At 72.5% G+C, this 15,744-nt stretch carries 13 protein-coding genes; 9 read left to right on the top strand and 4 right to left on the bottom strand.

The window, feature by feature from the left end:
* Nucleotides 1-495: 495 nt before the first annotated feature.
* A complete protein-coding gene (locus ACFOW4_RS26730; protein ID WP_377532756.1) occupies nucleotides 496-915 on the top strand; it encodes a protein-tyrosine phosphatase family protein in 420 nt (139 codons plus the stop codon).
* A gap of 135 nt (nucleotides 916-1,050) precedes the next feature.
* Here ACFOW4_RS26730 and ACFOW4_RS26735 read toward each other — a convergent pair whose 3' ends face one another.
* Entirely contained in the window at nucleotides 1,051-1,938 is an 888-nt protein-coding gene (locus tag ACFOW4_RS26735; RefSeq protein ID WP_377532758.1) for a GAF domain-containing protein, read from the bottom strand.
* A 66-nt stretch (nucleotides 1,939-2,004) separates the two neighbouring features.
* Entirely contained in the window at nucleotides 2,005-4,296 is a 2,292-nt protein-coding gene (locus tag ACFOW4_RS26740) for an ATP-binding cassette domain-containing protein (protein ID WP_377532760.1), read from the bottom strand.
* Nucleotides 4,297-4,471: 175 nt separating this feature from the next.
* Here ACFOW4_RS26740 and ACFOW4_RS26745 point away from each other — a divergent pair, with 175 nt between their 5' ends.
* Both ACFOW4_RS26745 and ACFOW4_RS26750 read left to right on the top strand, forming a co-directional pair.
* Nucleotides 4,472-5,209: a MerR family transcriptional regulator gene (locus ACFOW4_RS26745; protein WP_377532762.1), complete on the top strand. Its 738-nt coding sequence runs from the start codon at nucleotides 4,472-4,474 to the stop codon at nucleotides 5,207-5,209.
* A 132-nt stretch (nucleotides 5,210-5,341) separates the two neighbouring features.
* On the top strand, nucleotides 5,342-5,668 hold the full coding sequence (locus ACFOW4_RS26750) for a TraR/DksA family transcriptional regulator (RefSeq protein WP_377532764.1): 327 nt from the start codon (nucleotides 5,342-5,344) through the stop codon (nucleotides 5,666-5,668).
* A gap of 30 nt (nucleotides 5,669-5,698) precedes the next feature.
* Here ACFOW4_RS26750 and ACFOW4_RS26755 read toward each other — a convergent pair whose 3' ends face one another.
* Nucleotides 5,699-6,403, bottom strand: a complete 705-nt coding sequence (locus ACFOW4_RS26755) for a VOC family protein (protein WP_377532766.1) — start codon at nucleotides 6,401-6,403, stop codon at nucleotides 5,699-5,701.
* Nucleotides 6,404-6,574: 171 nt separating this feature from the next.
* Between ACFOW4_RS26755 and ACFOW4_RS26760 the strand changes: the two genes are divergently transcribed.
* On the top strand, nucleotides 6,575-7,825 hold the full coding sequence (locus ACFOW4_RS26760; RefSeq protein ID WP_377532768.1) for a D-alanyl-D-alanine carboxypeptidase family protein: 1,251 nt from the start codon (nucleotides 6,575-6,577) through the stop codon (nucleotides 7,823-7,825).
* Between the two features lie 85 nt (nucleotides 7,826-7,910).
* Nucleotides 7,911-8,729, top strand: coding sequence for a peptidylprolyl isomerase (locus tag ACFOW4_RS26765; protein WP_377532770.1), 819 nt, complete (start codon nucleotides 7,911-7,913; stop codon nucleotides 8,727-8,729).
* 198 nt (nucleotides 8,730-8,927) lie between these two features.
* Here the strand turns inward: ACFOW4_RS26765 and ACFOW4_RS26770 are convergent, their stop codons facing one another.
* Entirely contained in the window at nucleotides 8,928-9,965 is a 1,038-nt protein-coding gene (locus ACFOW4_RS26770; protein ID WP_377532772.1) for a LacI family DNA-binding transcriptional regulator, read from the bottom strand.
* A 302-nt stretch (nucleotides 9,966-10,267) separates the two neighbouring features.
* Between ACFOW4_RS26770 and ACFOW4_RS26775 the strand changes: the two genes are divergently transcribed.
* The 4 genes from ACFOW4_RS26775 to ACFOW4_RS26790 are packed head-to-tail and all read left to right on the top strand — an operon-like array spanning nucleotide 10,268 to nucleotide 15,711.
* A complete protein-coding gene (locus tag ACFOW4_RS26775) occupies nucleotides 10,268-11,566 on the top strand; it encodes an ABC transporter substrate-binding protein (protein WP_377532773.1) in 1,299 nt (432 codons plus the stop codon).
* A 13-nt stretch (nucleotides 11,567-11,579) separates the two neighbouring features.
* Entirely contained in the window at nucleotides 11,580-12,521 is a 942-nt protein-coding gene (locus ACFOW4_RS26780) for a carbohydrate ABC transporter permease (protein ID WP_377532775.1), read from the top strand.
* The gene (locus tag ACFOW4_RS26785) at nucleotides 12,518-13,339 is read left to right on the top strand and encodes a carbohydrate ABC transporter permease (RefSeq protein WP_377532777.1); all 822 of its coding nucleotides are present in this window, start codon (nucleotides 12,518-12,520) and stop codon (nucleotides 13,337-13,339) included. The genes ACFOW4_RS26780 and ACFOW4_RS26785 overlap by 4 nt, the downstream gene beginning before the upstream one ends.
* Complete coding sequence (locus tag ACFOW4_RS26790) at nucleotides 13,336-15,711, top strand: glycoside hydrolase family 3 N-terminal domain-containing protein (protein ID WP_377532779.1); 2,376 nt, start codon at nucleotides 13,336-13,338, stop codon at nucleotides 15,709-15,711. The genes ACFOW4_RS26785 and ACFOW4_RS26790 overlap by 4 nt, the downstream gene beginning before the upstream one ends.
* Nucleotides 15,712-15,744 lie beyond the last annotated feature (33 nt).

Here is a 15,744-nt window from a genome sequence, read left to right on the forward strand (position 1 = left end):
GCGTTCCTCAAGGGCCTGCGCCAGGTTGACGGTTGGCAGGACATGCCGCTGACCGACGCCGCGCAGACCGTGCAGGTCTCGGCCTACCCGGACGCCTACGCCCAGTGGGAGCAGCAGGCCGCCGACCTCGTCGCCAAGCACTGGAACTGACCCACCAGAGCACGACACGACCGCACGACATGATCGCTGGCCGGCACCCCCAACACCGGGGTGCCGGCCAGCGGCACATCCACACCCGCCCGCATTGTGAGCGCCGAAAGGCGCGCGGGGAACAAGGTGGGGTGGGGGCTGGTTGTGGACAGTGTCGGTGTGACTCAGTGTCCCCGGGCCTCACCTAATATTGCCGTCGCGGAATACCGTTCGGCTGGAGCCGCGTCGCGCCACTCGCCGAGAGGCGACCTGCACACCGACACCCAGCGCCGCCCCCGACCCAGCCGGGCCGGGGGCGGCGCTGTGCGTACCCACCGGCGCCGGACGGGCTGGCACAATGCGCGGATGAGCGCGGCGCTGTCGTGGTCTGAGCAGCCGGGTGTGGTCGTACTGCCCAGCGGAGCGGCGGTGCGCGGACGTCGTATCGGCGACGCGGCCTCGCCGGCCGACTTCGCGCTACTGTTGGCGCCCGGCCCTGGGCCGGACTGGCCGCACCGGCGGATCCGGTGGCCCGACTTCTGGATTCCGCTGGACCGGGCGGACGCCCTGGACGCCCTGCGGGCGGCGCTGCGGCGGGCCCGCGACGGAGAACGCGTCGAGGTGGCCTGCCGGGGCGGGATGGGGCGTACCGGGACGGCGCTGGCCGCGTTGGCGATCCTGGACGGCCTGCCGGCCGAGCGGGCGGTGGCGTGGGTACGGGCGGGCTATCACCCGCGCGCGGTAGAGACACCCTGGCAGCGACGCTGGCTGCGCCGGCTCACCTGACCCGGCACGCAGCCAGGCGAGCGAGGGTTGTCGACACGCACCGAGACGGCGGCGCATCCAGGTGAGCGAGGGGTGCCGTAACCGACCGAGGCGAGGGTGCGGGACCGTTGTCCGGGGCCGGTCGTGGGGGAGCGGTCAGCGTTGCTGGAAGGCGGCCAGGCCGCCGAGCGACTCGTCGGCGATGAAGACCGAGGAGACCTGGAGGATGACCTCCTCGGCGTGGTCGGGGCAGGCCCAGGCCGAGTCGCCCCACGAGTCGGCGACCTTCAGCTCGGCCGGCCTGGCGCAGGACTGCCGGCCGCCGAGCTGGCACCGGTCCGGGTGCTCGCGGTCGCGGACCGCGGCCATCGCGGCGCGCAGCCGGGCGGCGAGCTGGTCGCTGCGGGCCGCGCGGAGGTCGGCGACGTCGCGCAGTCGCCGTTCGGCGGCGACGGTACGCGCGGCGGACAGCCGCAGTTCGAGGTGGTCGGCGACGAGGCCGGCCAGTTCCGTCAGCGTCTCGGTCTGCGCCGCGGTCACCTCGCGCGGGACCCGGTCGATGACGTTGACCGTGCCGAGCCGGAACCCGTCGGGGGTGACGATCGGAGCCGCGGCGTAGAACCGCAGCCCCAACTCCCCGCGGACCAGCGGGTGGTGCAGCGCCCGCGGATCGACGGCGGCGTCGTTGATGACGTACGGGCCGTCGTGCAGCACCGCGGAGGCGCAGAGACCGGGCTCGGTGCCAACGTGTTCCACACCGTCGAGCCCCCGGGTGGCGGCGAACCACACCCGGTCGGCGTCGACGATGGTGACCGTGGCGATCGGGGTGCCGAAGACGCTGGCCGCAATCCGGGTGACCCGGTCGAACGCGGCGTCGCGGGGCGCGCCCAGCACCTCGTAGCGGTGCACGGCCGCGAGCCGATCCGGCGCGCCCAACCCGGCATCCGTCGACCCGGCGGCATCCGTCGACCCGCCGGCGACCGACGGGCCCTCGGCCGGGCCGGTTTCGGCGCCGGAATGGTCGGCGGCGCGGGTCTGCTGCATCGGACGTCCCTACCGGTCTGCGGTGCCGCCGGGTGCGGCGCTGCGACTCTACCGTCGCGTGATCACTCAGCGGTGAACGGCGGCTGACCGGTCGACGTACTCGCGCAGGTGCCGCGCGGTCAGCGTGTCACCCTGGGCGACCAGTTCGGCCGGGGTGCCGGTGAACACGATCCGCCCGCCGTCGTGCCCGGCTCCCGGCCCCAGGTCGATGAGCCAGTCGGCGTGCGCCATCACCGCCTGGTGGTGCTCGATGACGATCACCGTGTTACCGGCGTCGACGAGGCGGTCCAGCAGGGCCAGCAACTGGTCGACGTCGGCCAGGTGCAGGCCGGTGGTCGGCTCGTCGAGGACGTACGTGCTGGTCTTCTCGGCCATGTGGATGGCCAGCTTCAGGCGCTGCCGCTCCCCGCCGGAGAGGGTGGTCAACGGTTGGCCGAGGCTGAGGTAGCCGAGCCCGACGTCGACCAGCCGGCCGAGGATGACGTGCGCCGCCCCGCTGGGAAAGAACTGATGTGCCTCGGTGACCGACATGGCGAGCACCTCGCTGATGTTCTTTCCGCGCAGCGTGTAGGTGAGCACCTCCGGGGTGAACCGGCGGCCCTCGCACCGCTCGCAGACGGTGGCCACGCCGGCCATCATCGCCAGGTCGGTGTAGATCAGGCCGATGCCCTTGCAGGCCGGGCAGGCACCCTCGGAGTTGGCGCTGAACAGCGCGGCCTTGACCCCGTTGGCCTTGGCGAACGCGGTACGGATCGGGTCGAGCAGCCCGCTGTAGGTGGCCGGGTTGCTGCGCCGAGACCCCCGGATCGGGGCCTGGTCCACGATGACGACCCCGTCGCGGCGCTGCAGCGATCCGTGGATCAGGGAACTCTTGCCCGATCCGGCGACGCCGGTGACCACGGTGAGCACGCCGAGCGGGATGTCCACGTCCACGTCGCGCAGGTTGTGCAGGTCGGCGCGGCGGATGGGCAACTGGCCGGTCGGCTGGCGGACCTGGTTGCGCAGGTGCACCCGGTGGTCGAGGTGCCGGCCGGTGAGGGTGCCGGATCGGCGCAGCCCGTCGACGTCGCCGGTGTAGCAGATCCGGCCGCCGGTGGTGCCCGCGCCGGGCCCGAGGTCGACCACGTGGTCGGCGATGGCGATGGTCTCCGGTTTGTGCTCCACCACGAGCACGGTGTTGCCCTTGTCGCGTAGCCGCAGCAGCAGGTCGTTCATCCGGGCGATGTCGTGCGGGTGCAGGCCGACGGTCGGCTCGTCGAAGACGTAGGTGACGTCGGAGAGGCTGGAGCCGAGGTGCCGGACCATCTTCACCCGCTGCGCCTCCCCGCCGGAGAGGGTGGCGGACTCTCGGTCCAGGCTGAGGTAGCCCAGCCCGATCTCGACCAGCGAGTCGAGGGTCTCGCGCAGGTTGCCGATCAGCGGCGCCACGGCCGGCGCGTCGATGCTGCGGACGAACTCGGCCAGGTCGCTGATCTGCATGGCGGAGCAGTCGGCGATGTTACGGCCGGCGATGCGCGAGGACAGGGCCGCGGCGTTGAGCCGGGTGCCGCCGCACGCGGCGCAGGTGGTGAAGGTGACCGCCCGGTCGACGAAGGCGCGGATGTGCGGCTGCATCGATTCCCGGTCCTTGGCCAGGTAGAGCCGCTTGACCTTCACCGCGAGGCCCTCGTACGTCCAGTTGTTGCTCCCCATTTTGATCTTCGTGGCCGGCTTGTGGAGAAAGTCCTCCCACTGCTCCGGGGTGTAGTCCTGGAGCTTGACGTCCGGGTCGAACAGACCGGAGCCGACGATGGTCTGCCAGTACCAGGAGTCGACCGCGAAGTTGGGCACCGTGATGGCGCCGTCGTTGAGCGACCGCTCGACGTCCACCAGTTCGTGCAGGTCGAGGTCGGAGACCCGGCCCAGCCCCTCGCAGGTGGGGCACATCCCCTCGGCCAGGTTGAAGCTGAACGCCCCCGCCCCGCCCACCGACGGCTCGCCGAGCCGGCTGAAGACGATGCGCAGCATCGCGTACGCGTCGGTGGCGGTGCCGACGGTGGAGCGGGAGTTGACGCCCATCCGCTCCTGGTCGACCACGATGGCCGCGCTGAGGTTGCGCAGCGAGTCCACGTCCGGGCGGCTCAGGTTGGGCATGAACGACTGGAGGAAGGCGCTGTACGTCTCGTTGATCATGCGCTGCGACTCGGCGGCGATGGTGCCGAACACCAGTGACGACTTGCCGGAGCCGGAGACCCCGGTGAAGACCGTCAACCGGCGCTTGGGGATGTCGACCGAGACGCCGGTGAGGTTGTTCTCCCGGGCCCCGCGTACCTCGATCATGTCGTGGCTGTCGGCGGCGGACAGTGCTGGCTGCGGCATGCGATCCCTCTACGCGATGGTGGACGCCACCCCCGCACGAACTCCCGGGGCGACCTGGCGGATTACATTGTCTCATTCATCCTCCTGTGGAGGGTTTCAGTGAATAGTGACCGGACGAGGCGGCGCAACGTCCGGGAAAGTCTCAAATCACGTCGTAACCGGTACGGTGGTCGGCGTGGACGCGGTGGTGGAGGAGCGGGGTCGCCTGCGGGCAGTCGACGTGGCGGCCAGCGTCGGCATCTCGGTGCAGCAGGTGCGCAACTACGTCGACCTCGGGGTGCTGCCGCCGGTCCAGCGCGCCGCGAGCGGCTACCGGATCTTCACCGGCGAGCACACCCGGGCGTTGAGCGTGGCACGGCGGATGGCCGAGGGGCACGGCTGGGCGCGTACCCGGGAGATCATGGCGGCGGTGCACCGCGGCGACCTGCCGGCGGCGCTGGCGGCGCTCGACGGCGGTCACGCCGAACTGGACCGGGAGCGGGCCGACATCCGGCGGGCGCTCGGCGCCTTCGAGACCGTGCTGGCCGCGCCGTCGGCGGGCGGGCCGGTGCCGCGCCGAGGCGTCCGGATCGGGGAGGTCGCGGCCCTGGTCGGGGTCCGCAGCTCGCAGCTGCGGCTGTGGGAGCAGCGCGGCCTGCTGCGCCCCGGTCGCACGCCGGGCACCAGCTACCGGGTGTACGACGAGGCCGAGGTGCGCGCCGCGCAGGTCGTCGCGCTGCTGCGGCGCGGCGCCTACCCGTTCGAGATCATCGAGGCCGTGCTGGGTGAGCTGCGTACCACCGGCAGCGCCCAGCGGGTGCGCGCCGAGCTGGGCCGGCGCGAGCAGGACCTGCACGCGCGCAGCCTGCGGCGGCTACGTGCCTCGGCGGCCCTGCACGACTACCTGCGCTGGCGGGAGTCGACCGGGCGTTGACCCGCGCGCCCGTCATGCATCGGTCGACGGTTCGATTCCGTCAGGCAGCTCAGGGTGAGGCCCTGACCAGGGGAAGCGCTGCTCAGGCCTCATGTTTGTCTATGTCGTTCTGGATCGTCGTAGGCTGCGGAGATGATCCGGGATGAGCTGCTGCGGCTGCGGGCGAGCGCGGAGGCCGAGGCGGCGACGCTGGCTCGGGGCCTGGAGGCGCTGTTCGCGGCATCGCGGGATTCGAACGCCGACGACGAGCACGACCCTGAGGGCGCCACCATCGGCTTCGAACGCGCCCAGCTGACCGCGCTGCTGGCCGGCGCGCGGGAGCGGATCGCCGCATTGGACGACGCGCTGCGCCGGGTGGACGCGGCGACCTACGGCGTCTGCGAACGATGCGGGCAGCCGATCGCCGAGGAACGGCTCGCCGCGCTGCCGTTCGCTCGCTGCTGCATGGCGTGCGCATAGAGACCGCACCGGGCAACCCGGCCGCTGTGGTCAGTTTCCTCTGACGCGGAACTCGTTGCCGTCGGGATCGGCCAGCACGACGGCGCCGTCCGCGCCGACCTCGAGCCGGGCGGCCCCGAGGGAGACCAGCCGGTCGACCTCCGCTTGCTGATCGCCACCGGCTGGGGTGAGGTCGAAGCGCTGCCGGTTCCTCGCCTCTTTCGGGTTCAACGGCGGGCCTCCCCACGCGACCTTCGTGCCGCCGTGCGGGGACTGGATCGCGGTCTGCTGGTCCTGGTCCCACACCAGCGGCCAGCCCAGCGCCTCGCTCCAGAAGAGGCCGACCTCCCGGGTGCCGTCGCAGGCCACTTCCCCGAGCAGACCGCACCCGGCGAGGAACGAGTTGCCCGGCGGGATCACGCAGAACTCGTTGCCCTCGGGGTCGGCCAGGACGACGTGCTCCTCCTCGGGGAGCTGTCCGACGTCGAGGTGGCCGCCGCCGAGATCCAGCGCCGTCGCCACCGTGTGCTGCTGGTCGGCGTGGCTGGTGCTGGTCAGGTGCAGGTGCATGAGGTTGGGCCCCACCTTCTTCGCGCGGCTCGGGACGAACCGGAGGCTGGGCTGAGTGTCATCGCCAGGCAGGAGCGCATTACCGGCGTCCTCGACGACCTCCCGGCCGAGCATTCCGGCCCAGAACTGCGCCAGGCGAGCCGGGTCGTGCGCATCGAAGGTCACCGTCAACAATCGCGAGAGCATCACCGCACCGTAGATACGGGCCAGCAGGACAGCAAGGCGGTTTCGGAGAGGTCGGTGCGGCAGGTGAGTCACAGCGACGTGCGCGCTGTCATCCTCGGCAGGCGCGCACGGCGGCCCGGATCGGCGCCGAACGAACGCCGCAACGCGATCTTGTTGGCTAGGGTGGCGGCCATGGAAGCTCCGATCCTGGCGGCGGTGGCGGCCGTCGCCGTCCTGCTCGGTCCGGCTCCGGTAGCGGCGCGACCGGCAGCGGCCCGACCGCTCGCCGCGCGACCGGCGAGCGCCGCCGTGCCCGCGCCGCCGTGCCCACGGGTGCCGGCGCCGAAGGTCTCCCGACCGCCCCGGCCCGTGCCCCCGCCCGCCGTGCCCGAGCAGCGGGTCGTCGGCGGGGCGGGACTGGACACCGCCGGCCTGGTCGTCCCGGCCGGCGTGGCGCGGCCGCCGGCGCTGACCGCCACGTCGTGGCTGGTCGCCGACCTGGACACCGGGCAGGTGCTCGGCGGCTGCGGCCCGCACGAGTACGGCACCCCGGCCAGCGTGCAGAAGCTGCTGCTGGCGGCCACCATGCTGCCCCGGCTGGACCCGAAGCAGGTGGTCACCGTGACCGCCGAGGACATGGACATCGAACCCGGTTCCTCCGCGGTCGGCCTGGTCGAGGGCGGCCGGTACACCATCGAGACGATCTGGTTGGGCCTGCTGCTCAACTCGGGCAACGAGGCGGCGAACGCGCTGGCCCGGCTGGGTGCCGGCGAGGGCGGAGCGGCCGCCGGGGTGCGCGCCATGAACGAGCGGGCGCAGCAGCTCGGCGCGCTGCAGACCCACGCGGTCACCCCCTCCGGTCTGGACGGGAAGGGCCAGTTCACCAGCGCGTACGATCTGGCGCTGATCGCCCGCGCCTGCTTCGCCGAACCGGCCTTCCGCCGGTACGCCCTCACCCGGCAGGCGCAGATCCCGGCTCAGCGCACCCTGCGCACCAAGGGTTTCCAGATCCAGAACGAGAACCAGCTCATCTACCGCTACCCGGGCGCGCTGGGCGGCAAGACCGGCTTCACCGACCTGGCCCGGCACACCTACGTCGGGGCGGCCGAACGCGACGGGCGGCGGCTGGTGGTGACCCTGCTGGGTGCCGAGCCGGCGCCGATGCGGGGCTGGGAGCAGGGCGCCGCCCTGCTGGACTGGGGCTTCACCCTGCCCCGGGACGCCAGCGTCGGCCGGCTGGTCGAGCCGGGGGAGCTGGACGCCACGCCGTCGGCCGTACCGTCCGAACCGGCCGCGCCCGGCACCCCACGGCCGGCAGCCGCCAGCGGACCGGTCGAGCCGGGGACGCTCCGGATCTGGTCGGTGGCCGCGCTGGTCGGCGCGGGCGGTCTGCTGCTGGCCGGGCTGCTGTGGCGCCGCCGCGCCCGCCGCCCACTGTCCTGACCCGAGCGACCCGAGCGGATCGACAACTGGCGACGGGGTCCATAGACTCCGGCCTTTCTGGCACCACGAGTCCAGGAGGATCCCCGTGTCGAGTGAACCCCGACCGCTGCACGTGCTGACCCGCCTCGCGGGGGTGACGGCGCTCGCCGGGGCGCTGGTCGCCGGCGCGTCCGCCGCCGCCGTGGCCGCGCCCACCGCGTCCCCGGCCCGTGCGTCCGCCGCGTCCGCGCCGGCCGCCGCCAGCGGCGAGGCGACCCGTCCGCCGCGTACCACGCACGGCCCGTGCGCCTACACCGAGACTCCCGAGGAGCCGGCCGCCCGGCCGGTGCCGCTGCCGCCCGACCCGCGGCGGACGCCGGACCGGGGCACCGTCCGTGTGCAGTTGTGGACCAACCAGGGCCCGATCGGCCTGACCCTGGACCGAGAGGCCGCGCCGTGCACGGTGCAGAGCTTCCTGCACCTGGTCCGCAAGCGCTTCTACGACGGCACCCCGTGCCACCGGCTGACCGCGTACCCGACGCTGAGCGTGCTGCAGTGCGGTGACCCGTCCGGCACCGGCGAGGGCGGCCCGGGCTACCGGTACCGCGACGAGCTGCCGACCGACCTGCCGCCGGCGCCGACCGACCCGACCGGGGTACGCCGGCTCTACGCCCGGGGTGTGCTGGCCATGGCCAACGCCGGTCCGGACACCAACGGCAGCCAGTTCTTCCTGGTCTACGCCGATTCCGCGTTGCGCCCGAACTACACGATCTTCGGCGAGGTCGACGCGGCCGGGCTGGCCACCCTGGACCGGATCGCCGCCGGGGGAGTGGCGCCGACCGCCGAGGACCCGGCTCCGGTCGACGGTGCCCCGGCCCTGCCGGTGGAGATCCGCAAGGCCATCCGCCTGCACCACCACCACTGACGCTCGGGTGCGGTGAGCGGCCCCGTGGCCGCTCATCGCGCCACCGGGCCCGCCGGAGGCGGCGCTACCGAGACCGTGCGGGTGACATCCTCGGCCGAGCCCCGCCAACCGGCTGATAACTGCCGCCGGTCGGCGATCGCCGAAAGTTTCGGAGCCGCACCGGAAGCGGTGCAACGCTGTCCGACCCGGCTCCGACCGTCACGGCCGGCCCGGTGACCCGATCGGCGGGGCGGCGGAGCTGTCGCGGACGACCAACTCGGTGGCGAGCTCGACCCGGGGCGAGTCGACACCCTCGCCCTGGGCCAGTCGCAGCACGGTCCGTGCGGCCAGCCGGCCCATCTCCACCAGCGGCTGACGCACGGTGGTCAGCGGCGGTGACGCCCAGCGGGCCTCGGGCAGGTCGTCGAAGCCCACCACGCTGACGTCGTCCGGGACCCGCAGGCCCCGACGCCGGATGGCCTCGTAGACGCCGAAGGCCATCTGGTCGCTGGCCGCGAAGATGGCCGTCGGCGGATCCTCCAGGTCGAGCAGCGCCGCGCCGGCGGCGAACCCGGAGGCGTGGTAGAAGTCGCCGGGGCGCACCAGCGCGTCGTCCACCGGCACCCCGGCCGCCTCCAACCCGGCCCGGTAGCCGTCGAGCCGGGCCCGGCTGCACAGCAGGTGCGTCGGCCCGGCCACGAACCCGATGCGCCGGTGCCCGGTCGAGAGCAGGTGCTCGGTGGCGGCGAGCCCGCCGGCCCAGTTGGTGGCGCCGATTGTCGGTACGTCGAGGGCCGGCACGCCGGCCGGGTCGACGACCACCACCGGCACGTTCAGGCGGCGCAACTGCGCGTGCAGCGGCGGGGTCAGGTGCGAGGTCACGAAGATGACGCCGTCGGTGGCCCGGGTGCGCAGGTTCTGCAGCCACTGCCGGGCGGCGGTGGGCTGCCGGTGGATCGCGGAGACCACGGTGCCGACACCAGCGCCGTGCCCGACGTCCTCCACCCCCCGGATGATCTCCACGGCCCAGGGGCTGTCCAGGTCGTTGAAGACCAGGTCGACGAGGCCGGCGCGGTGGACGCTGCGGCTGTTGCGGCGTCGGTAGCCGTGGTGGCGCAGCAGTTCCTCGACCCGTTCCCGGGTGCCCGGAGCCACGTCGGAGCGACCGTTGAGCACCCGCGACACGGTGGGCACCGAAACTCCGGCCTCCCGCGCGATCGCGGTGATGGTCACCCTGCGTCCGTCGTCCGCGTCCACCCGCGTCTCCTTCACCGCTCGGGAAGTGCGACCGCCCGTCGTCGCCAACCCAGTGTTTCGGAACGGCGTGCCCGTTCCATGCGCCATCTTGCCCCACCGACGGGGGTTGACGACACGGCAGGTCGGTTCTAGCGTTCGCCACAGTTACGGAAATGTTCCGGAAGTTATCGGTCACCTTTCGCTGCCTTGTCGCGCCGGGAGTTCCAGCCCGGTCGCGTACCAGGCGGTGCGCGACACCCTGTCCGTCGCCGCCCGGCGACCGGCGTCCCCCACCACCTCCCCCACCACGAAAGGGCTCGATGATGACAGTTCGCACCCGGCTCGCCCGGGCCGTCGCGGTCGGCGCCGCCCTCGCCCTGGCGCTGCCCTTGGCCGCCTGCGGCGGCGGTGACTCCGCCGGTGACGCCGACGAGATCCACGTCCTGGTCTACGGCGACGCCACCAACAAGGTGGAGACGCAGCTGGTCGAGACGTTCAACAAGACCTCCAAGGTCAAGGCCGTGCTGGACACCATCCCCGGCGCCGACTACCAGACCAAGCTGCAGACCATCATCAACACAAACCAGGCGCCCGACATCTTCTTCAACTGGGGCGGCGGCAGCATCACGCCGTTCGTCAAGGCCGACCTGTTGATGCCGCTCGACGACATGATCGCCAAGGACCCCGGCCTGAAGGACAACTTCCTGCCCTCGGTCTTCCACACCGGCGTGGTGGACGGCAAGGCGTACGGGGTGCCGATGCGCGGCACCCAGCCGGTGCTGCTGTTCCACAACAAGAAGGTGCTCGCCGATGCCGGGATCACCCCGCCGCAGACCTGGGACGAGCTGCTCGCCGCGGTGCGCACCCTCAAGGGCAAGGGGAAGACCCCGATCGCCCTCGGCGGCGGCGACCAGTGGCCCACCCAGATGTGGTACCAGTACCTCTACGACCGGGTGGCGGGGCCGGAGCTGTTCGCCAAGGCCCTCGGCGGCGACAAGAGCGCCTGGGACAGCCCGGACAGCCGGCGGGCGCTGGAGCTGCTGCGCCAACTGGTCGACGCCGGCGCCTTCGGCACCAACTTCGACTCGGTGAAGTTCACCGACGGTGGCTCGCCCGCGCTGATCTCCAGCGGCAAGGCCGGCTTCGAGCTGATGGGCTCCTGGAACTACTCCACCCACAACGACGCCAACCCCGCCTTCGCGGCCAAGGATCTCGGCTGGACCGCCTTCCCGAGCGTCCCCGGTGGCAAGGGCGACCCCCGCAACGTGGTCGGCAACACCAACAACTTCTACTCGGTGCTGAAGAAGACCAAGCACCCGGAGGCGGTGGCGGAGTTCCTGAAGCTGCAGTACTCCGACGAGTTCGTCAAGGCGCAGCTGGCCATCGGCAACCTGCCCACCACCACCAACACCGAGAAGTTCCTCGACACCGCCACCAACCCGGCGTACTCGAAGTTCCAGTTCGACCTGGTCAAGCAGGCGCCGTCGTTCCAGCTCTCCTGGGACCAGGCCTACCCGCCGGCCGCGACCACCACCATCCACCAGGCGGTGCAGCAGTACCTCAACGGCCGGCTGGACGCGAAGGGCTTCATCACGTCCATGCAGTCCCTGCAGGCCGGCTGACGGCGGAGCACCCATGGCCACCACCACCGTTGCTCCCCGCCTGGTGGCGGGGGAGCGCCGGTCCGGACGACGCTCGGGCGGCGCCACCCACGGCCGCCCGGGCTTCGCCTGGGCCCTGCCCGCCACCCTCTTCTTCGGCTTCTTCGCCATCGTGCCGCTGGTGCTCGTCGTGGCCCTCTCCTTCATGAGCTGGAGCGGGATCGGGTCGGCCGAGTACGTCGGCCTGGCGAACTGGCGGCGCCTCGCCGCCGACCCCACGATGATCCAGAGTCTCTGGCTGAGCGTGCTGCTCACCGCGCTGGGCGTCGCCGTGCAGACCCCGATGAGTCTGCTCATCGGGGTCTGGGCGGCCGGGCGCCAGCGCAACCGGGCGGTGCTGTCCGCTATCTACTTCCTGCCGCTGCTGCTGTCCGCCACCGCCGTCTCGGTGCTCTGGCGGGCGTTGCTGGACCCGAACTTCGGGGTGCCGGGGCAGGCCCGCTGGCTGTTCGGTGACGGCAACCTCTTCGGCAGCCGGACCGGGGCGATCGCCGTGCTGGTCTTCGTCGGCAGTTGGCAGTTCATCCCGTTCCACGCGCTGATCTACCAGGGCGCGGCCCGGGCCGTCCCGGCGGTGCTCTACCAGGCGGCCGAGGTCGACGGGGCTGGGCGGTGGGGTCAGTTCCGGCACGTGACCCTGCCGCAGTTGCGCAACGCCATGATCACCTCGGTGGTGCTCATGGTGGTCGGCGGGCTGACCACCTTCGACACCGTCCTGATCCTCACCCAGGGCGGGCCGGGCACCGACACCACGATCACCGCCTACTACATGTACGAGCAGGCGTTCCGAAGCTTCGACTTCGGCGCCGGCGCGGCCATCGCGCTGCTGCTCGTGCTGGTCGCCACGCTCATCTCGCTGGTCGTCGTGCGGGTCTCCGGATACGACAAGATGCGCAGCACGATGGAGGGCCTGTGACCCGGCACCGTCCCAACTGGATCGCCGGCATGGGCTCTGCGCTCTGGCTGCTGCTGGTGGGCCTGCCGATCCTCGTGATGGTCGCCATCACGGTGCAGACCCGCGCCGGCTACAGCCAGAACGGCCCACTCTCGCCGCCGGACACCTTCACCCTGGACAACTACACCGGCGCCTTCTCCGAGGGCTTCGGCCGGTACTTCCTCAACACCGTCGTCGTGACGGTCAGCGTGGTGGCGATCGTGCTGCTGCTCGTGCCGCCACTGGCGTACGCCATCGTCCGCAGCCGCAGCCGGCTCACCGGCGGCGTGTTCCGGCTCTTCCTGCTCGGCCTGGCCATCCCCGCGCAGGCGGTCGTCGTGCCGATCTTCTACCTGATCAGCAAGGCCGGCCTCTACGACAACCTGATCGGCGTCATCCTGCCCACCGCCGCGTTCTCCCTGCCGGTTTGCGCGCTGATCCTCAGCGGCGTGATGCGGGACATCACCCCCGACCTGTACGAGGCGATGGCCATCGACGGCGCCTCACCCGGGCGGGTGTTCCTGCGACTGGTGCTGCCGCTGTCGCGTGGTGGTGTCTCCACCATCGCGGTGTTCTCCGCGTTGCAGGCCTGGAACGGCTTCCTCTTCCCGCTGATCCTCACCCAGTCCGACTCCACCAAGGTCATCACGCTGGGCCTCTACAACTTCCAAACGGAGCACGGCATCAACATCCCCGGGCTGCTCGCCGCGGTGGTGCTGTCGATGGTGCCCGTCCTGCTCGTCTACCTGTTCGCGCGCCGGGCCCTCGTGCAGGGGCTGATGGGCGTCGGAGGAAAGTGACCGACAACGTGACCCTGGACATCGAACGAGGCAGCGCGATCTGGAAGGACCCGACCCGGGACCTCACCACCCGGGTCGACGCCCTGGTCGCCGCCATGACGCTGGCGGAGAAGGTGGCGCAGCTCTACGGCGTGTGGGTCGGTGCGTCCGCCGACGGGGGTGAGGTCGCCCCGTACCAGCACGACATGGAGGAACCGGTCGACCTCGACGCCCTGCTGGAGACCGGGCTCGGGCAGCTCACCCGGCCGTTCGGCACCGCGCCGGTCGACCCGGCGCTCGGCGCGCTGTCGCTGCTGCGTACCCAGCAGCGCATCACTGCCGCGAACCGCTTCGGCATCCCGGCGCTGGCCCACGAGGAGTGCCTGGCCGGCTTCGCCACCTGGGGCGCGACCGCGTACCCGGTGCCGCTGTCCTGGGGCGCCACCTTCGACCCGGAACTGATCCGGCGGATGGCCGCCACCATCGGCGCCGACCTGCGTCGCCTCGGCGTGCACCAGGGGCTGGCACCGGTGCTCGACGTGGTCCGCGACGCCCGCTGGGGCCGGGTCGAGGAGACCGTCGGCGAGGACCCCTACCTGGTGGGCACCGTCGCCACCGCGTACATCCAGGGGCTGGAGTCGGCGGGCGTGGTGGCCACCCTCAAGCACTTCGTCGGCTACTCCGCCTCGCGGGCCGGACGCAACCTGGCGCCGGTCGGCATGGGCCCGCGCGAGCGCGCCGACGTGATGCTGGTGCCGTTCGAGATGGCGGTCCGCGAGAGCGGTGCCCGGTCGGTGATGCACGCCTACACCGACACCGACGGGATGCCGTCGGCGGCCGACGAGCAACTGCTTACCGGCCTGCTCCGGGACACCTGGGGGTTCACCGGCACGGTGGTCGCCGACTACTTCGGCATCGCCTTCCTGCACACCCTGCACGGCGTGGCCGGCAGCTGGGGCGAGGCGGCTGGGACGGCGCTCGCCGCCGGGGTGGACGTCGAGCTGCCTACGGTGAAGACCTTCGGGCCGCCGCTGCACGCCGCGCTCGCGGCCGGGCAGGTACCGGAGGCGCTGGTGGACCGGGCGGTGCGCCGGGTGCTGCTGCAGAAGGCGCAGCTCGGGCTCCTCGACCCGGAGTGGAATCCGGTGCCGCCGGCACTGCGCGGCGCCGACCTCACCGACCCGGACGCGCTGCGCGGCACCGTCGACCTGGACCCACCGGTCAACCGGGCGCTCGCCCGCGAGGTGGCCGAGCGGGCCGTCGTGCTGCTGCGCAACGACGGCACCCTGCCGCTGGTCCGGCCGGCGCGGATCGCGGTGATCGGCCCGCAGGGCGCAAGCCCGACGGCGGCGCTCGGCTGCTACTCGTTCCCGGTGCACGTCGGCTCCCGCCACCCGCGGGAGCCGGTCGGGATCGAGCTGCCCACCCTGGCGCAGGCGCTGGCCGGCGAGTTCCCGGCCAGCGAGGTGGTCGTCGAGGTGGGCGTGGGGATCGACAGCCCGGACACCGCCGGGCTCGCCGCTGCCGTCGCGGCGGCCCGGGAAGCGGACGTGGTGATCGCGGCCCTCGGTGACCGGGCCGGGCTCTTCGGCCGGGGCACCAGCGGCGAGGGCTGTGACGCCGAGTCGCTGGCCCTGCCCGGCGCGCAGCAGCGGTTGCTCGATGCCCTGCTGGACACCGGCACGCCGGTGGTGGTCACGCTGATCGCCGGCCGGCCGTACGCGCTGGGCCGGGCGGTCGACGAGGCGGCGGCCATCGTGCAGTCCTTCTTCCCTGGCGAGGAGGGCCCCTCGGCGCTCGCCGGGCTGCTCAGCGGGCGGGTCGAGCCGCAGGGGCGGCTGCCGGTGAGCGTGCCCCGCAGCCCCGGCGGCCAGCCCACCACGTACCTCGCTGCCCGGCTCGGTCAGGCCAGCGACGTCTCCAACCTCGACCCCACCCCGGCGTACGGCTTCGGGCACGGGCTCAGCTACACCCGCTTCGACTGGTCCGAGCTGATCGTGGAGCGGGCGGTGACGCAGACCGACGGCGAGCTGCGGCTGGCCTTCACGCTGTGCAACGCCGGCACCCGGTGGGGCAGCGAGGTGGTGCAGCTCTACGCGCACGACCCGGTGGCCTCGGTGGTGCAACCGGTGCAGCGACTGATCGGCTACCTGCGGGTACCGCTGGATCCCGGCGCGTCCTGCCGGATCGAGGCGACCGTACCGGCCGACGTGTTCTCGTTCACCGGGCGCGACGGGCGGCGGGTGGTGGAGCCGGGCGAGTTGGAGCTGCGCCTGGCCTCGTCCAGCACCGAACCCCGGTTGGTGGCGACCGTCGCGCTGACCGGGCCGGTGCGCCGGGTCGACCACACCCGGCGGATGCATCCGCTGCTCAGCGTCGCCGGGCCGGCCTGATCCGACGCGGAGGCCCGGCCGGGGCTGATAGAC

This window comes from Micromonospora sp. GCM10011542 (genome assembly GCF_042650685.1).
Taxonomy (GTDB): Bacteria; Actinomycetota; Actinomycetes; order Mycobacteriales; family Micromonosporaceae; genus Micromonospora.

What these genes read in the sequence shown, in the direction of transcription:
- ACFOW4_RS26735 (WP_377532758.1), bottom strand. Translation starts at nt 1,938, where the DNA reads ATGCAGCAGACCCGCGCCGCCGACCATTCCGGCGCCGAAACCGGCCCG.
- ACFOW4_RS26760 (WP_377532768.1), top strand. Translation starts at nt 6,575, where the DNA reads ATGGAAGCTCCGATCCTGGCGGCGGTGGCGGCCGTCGCCGTCCTGCTC.
- ACFOW4_RS26780 (WP_377532775.1), top strand. Translation starts at nt 11,580, where the DNA reads ATGGCCACCACCACCGTTGCTCCCCGCCTGGTGGCGGGGGAGCGCCGG.
- ACFOW4_RS26775 (WP_377532773.1), top strand. Translation starts at nt 10,268, where the DNA reads ATGACAGTTCGCACCCGGCTCGCCCGGGCCGTCGCGGTCGGCGCCGCC.
- ACFOW4_RS26730 (WP_377532756.1), top strand. Translation starts at nt 496, where the DNA reads ATGAGCGCGGCGCTGTCGTGGTCTGAGCAGCCGGGTGTGGTCGTACTG.
- ACFOW4_RS26750 (WP_377532764.1), top strand. Translation starts at nt 5,342, where the DNA reads ATGATCCGGGATGAGCTGCTGCGGCTGCGGGCGAGCGCGGAGGCCGAG.
- ACFOW4_RS26755 (WP_377532766.1), bottom strand. Translation starts at nt 6,403, where the DNA reads ATGCTCTCGCGATTGTTGACGGTGACCTTCGATGCGCACGACCCGGCT.
- ACFOW4_RS26740 (WP_377532760.1), bottom strand. Translation starts at nt 4,296, where the DNA reads ATGCCGCAGCCAGCACTGTCCGCCGCCGACAGCCACGACATGATCGAG.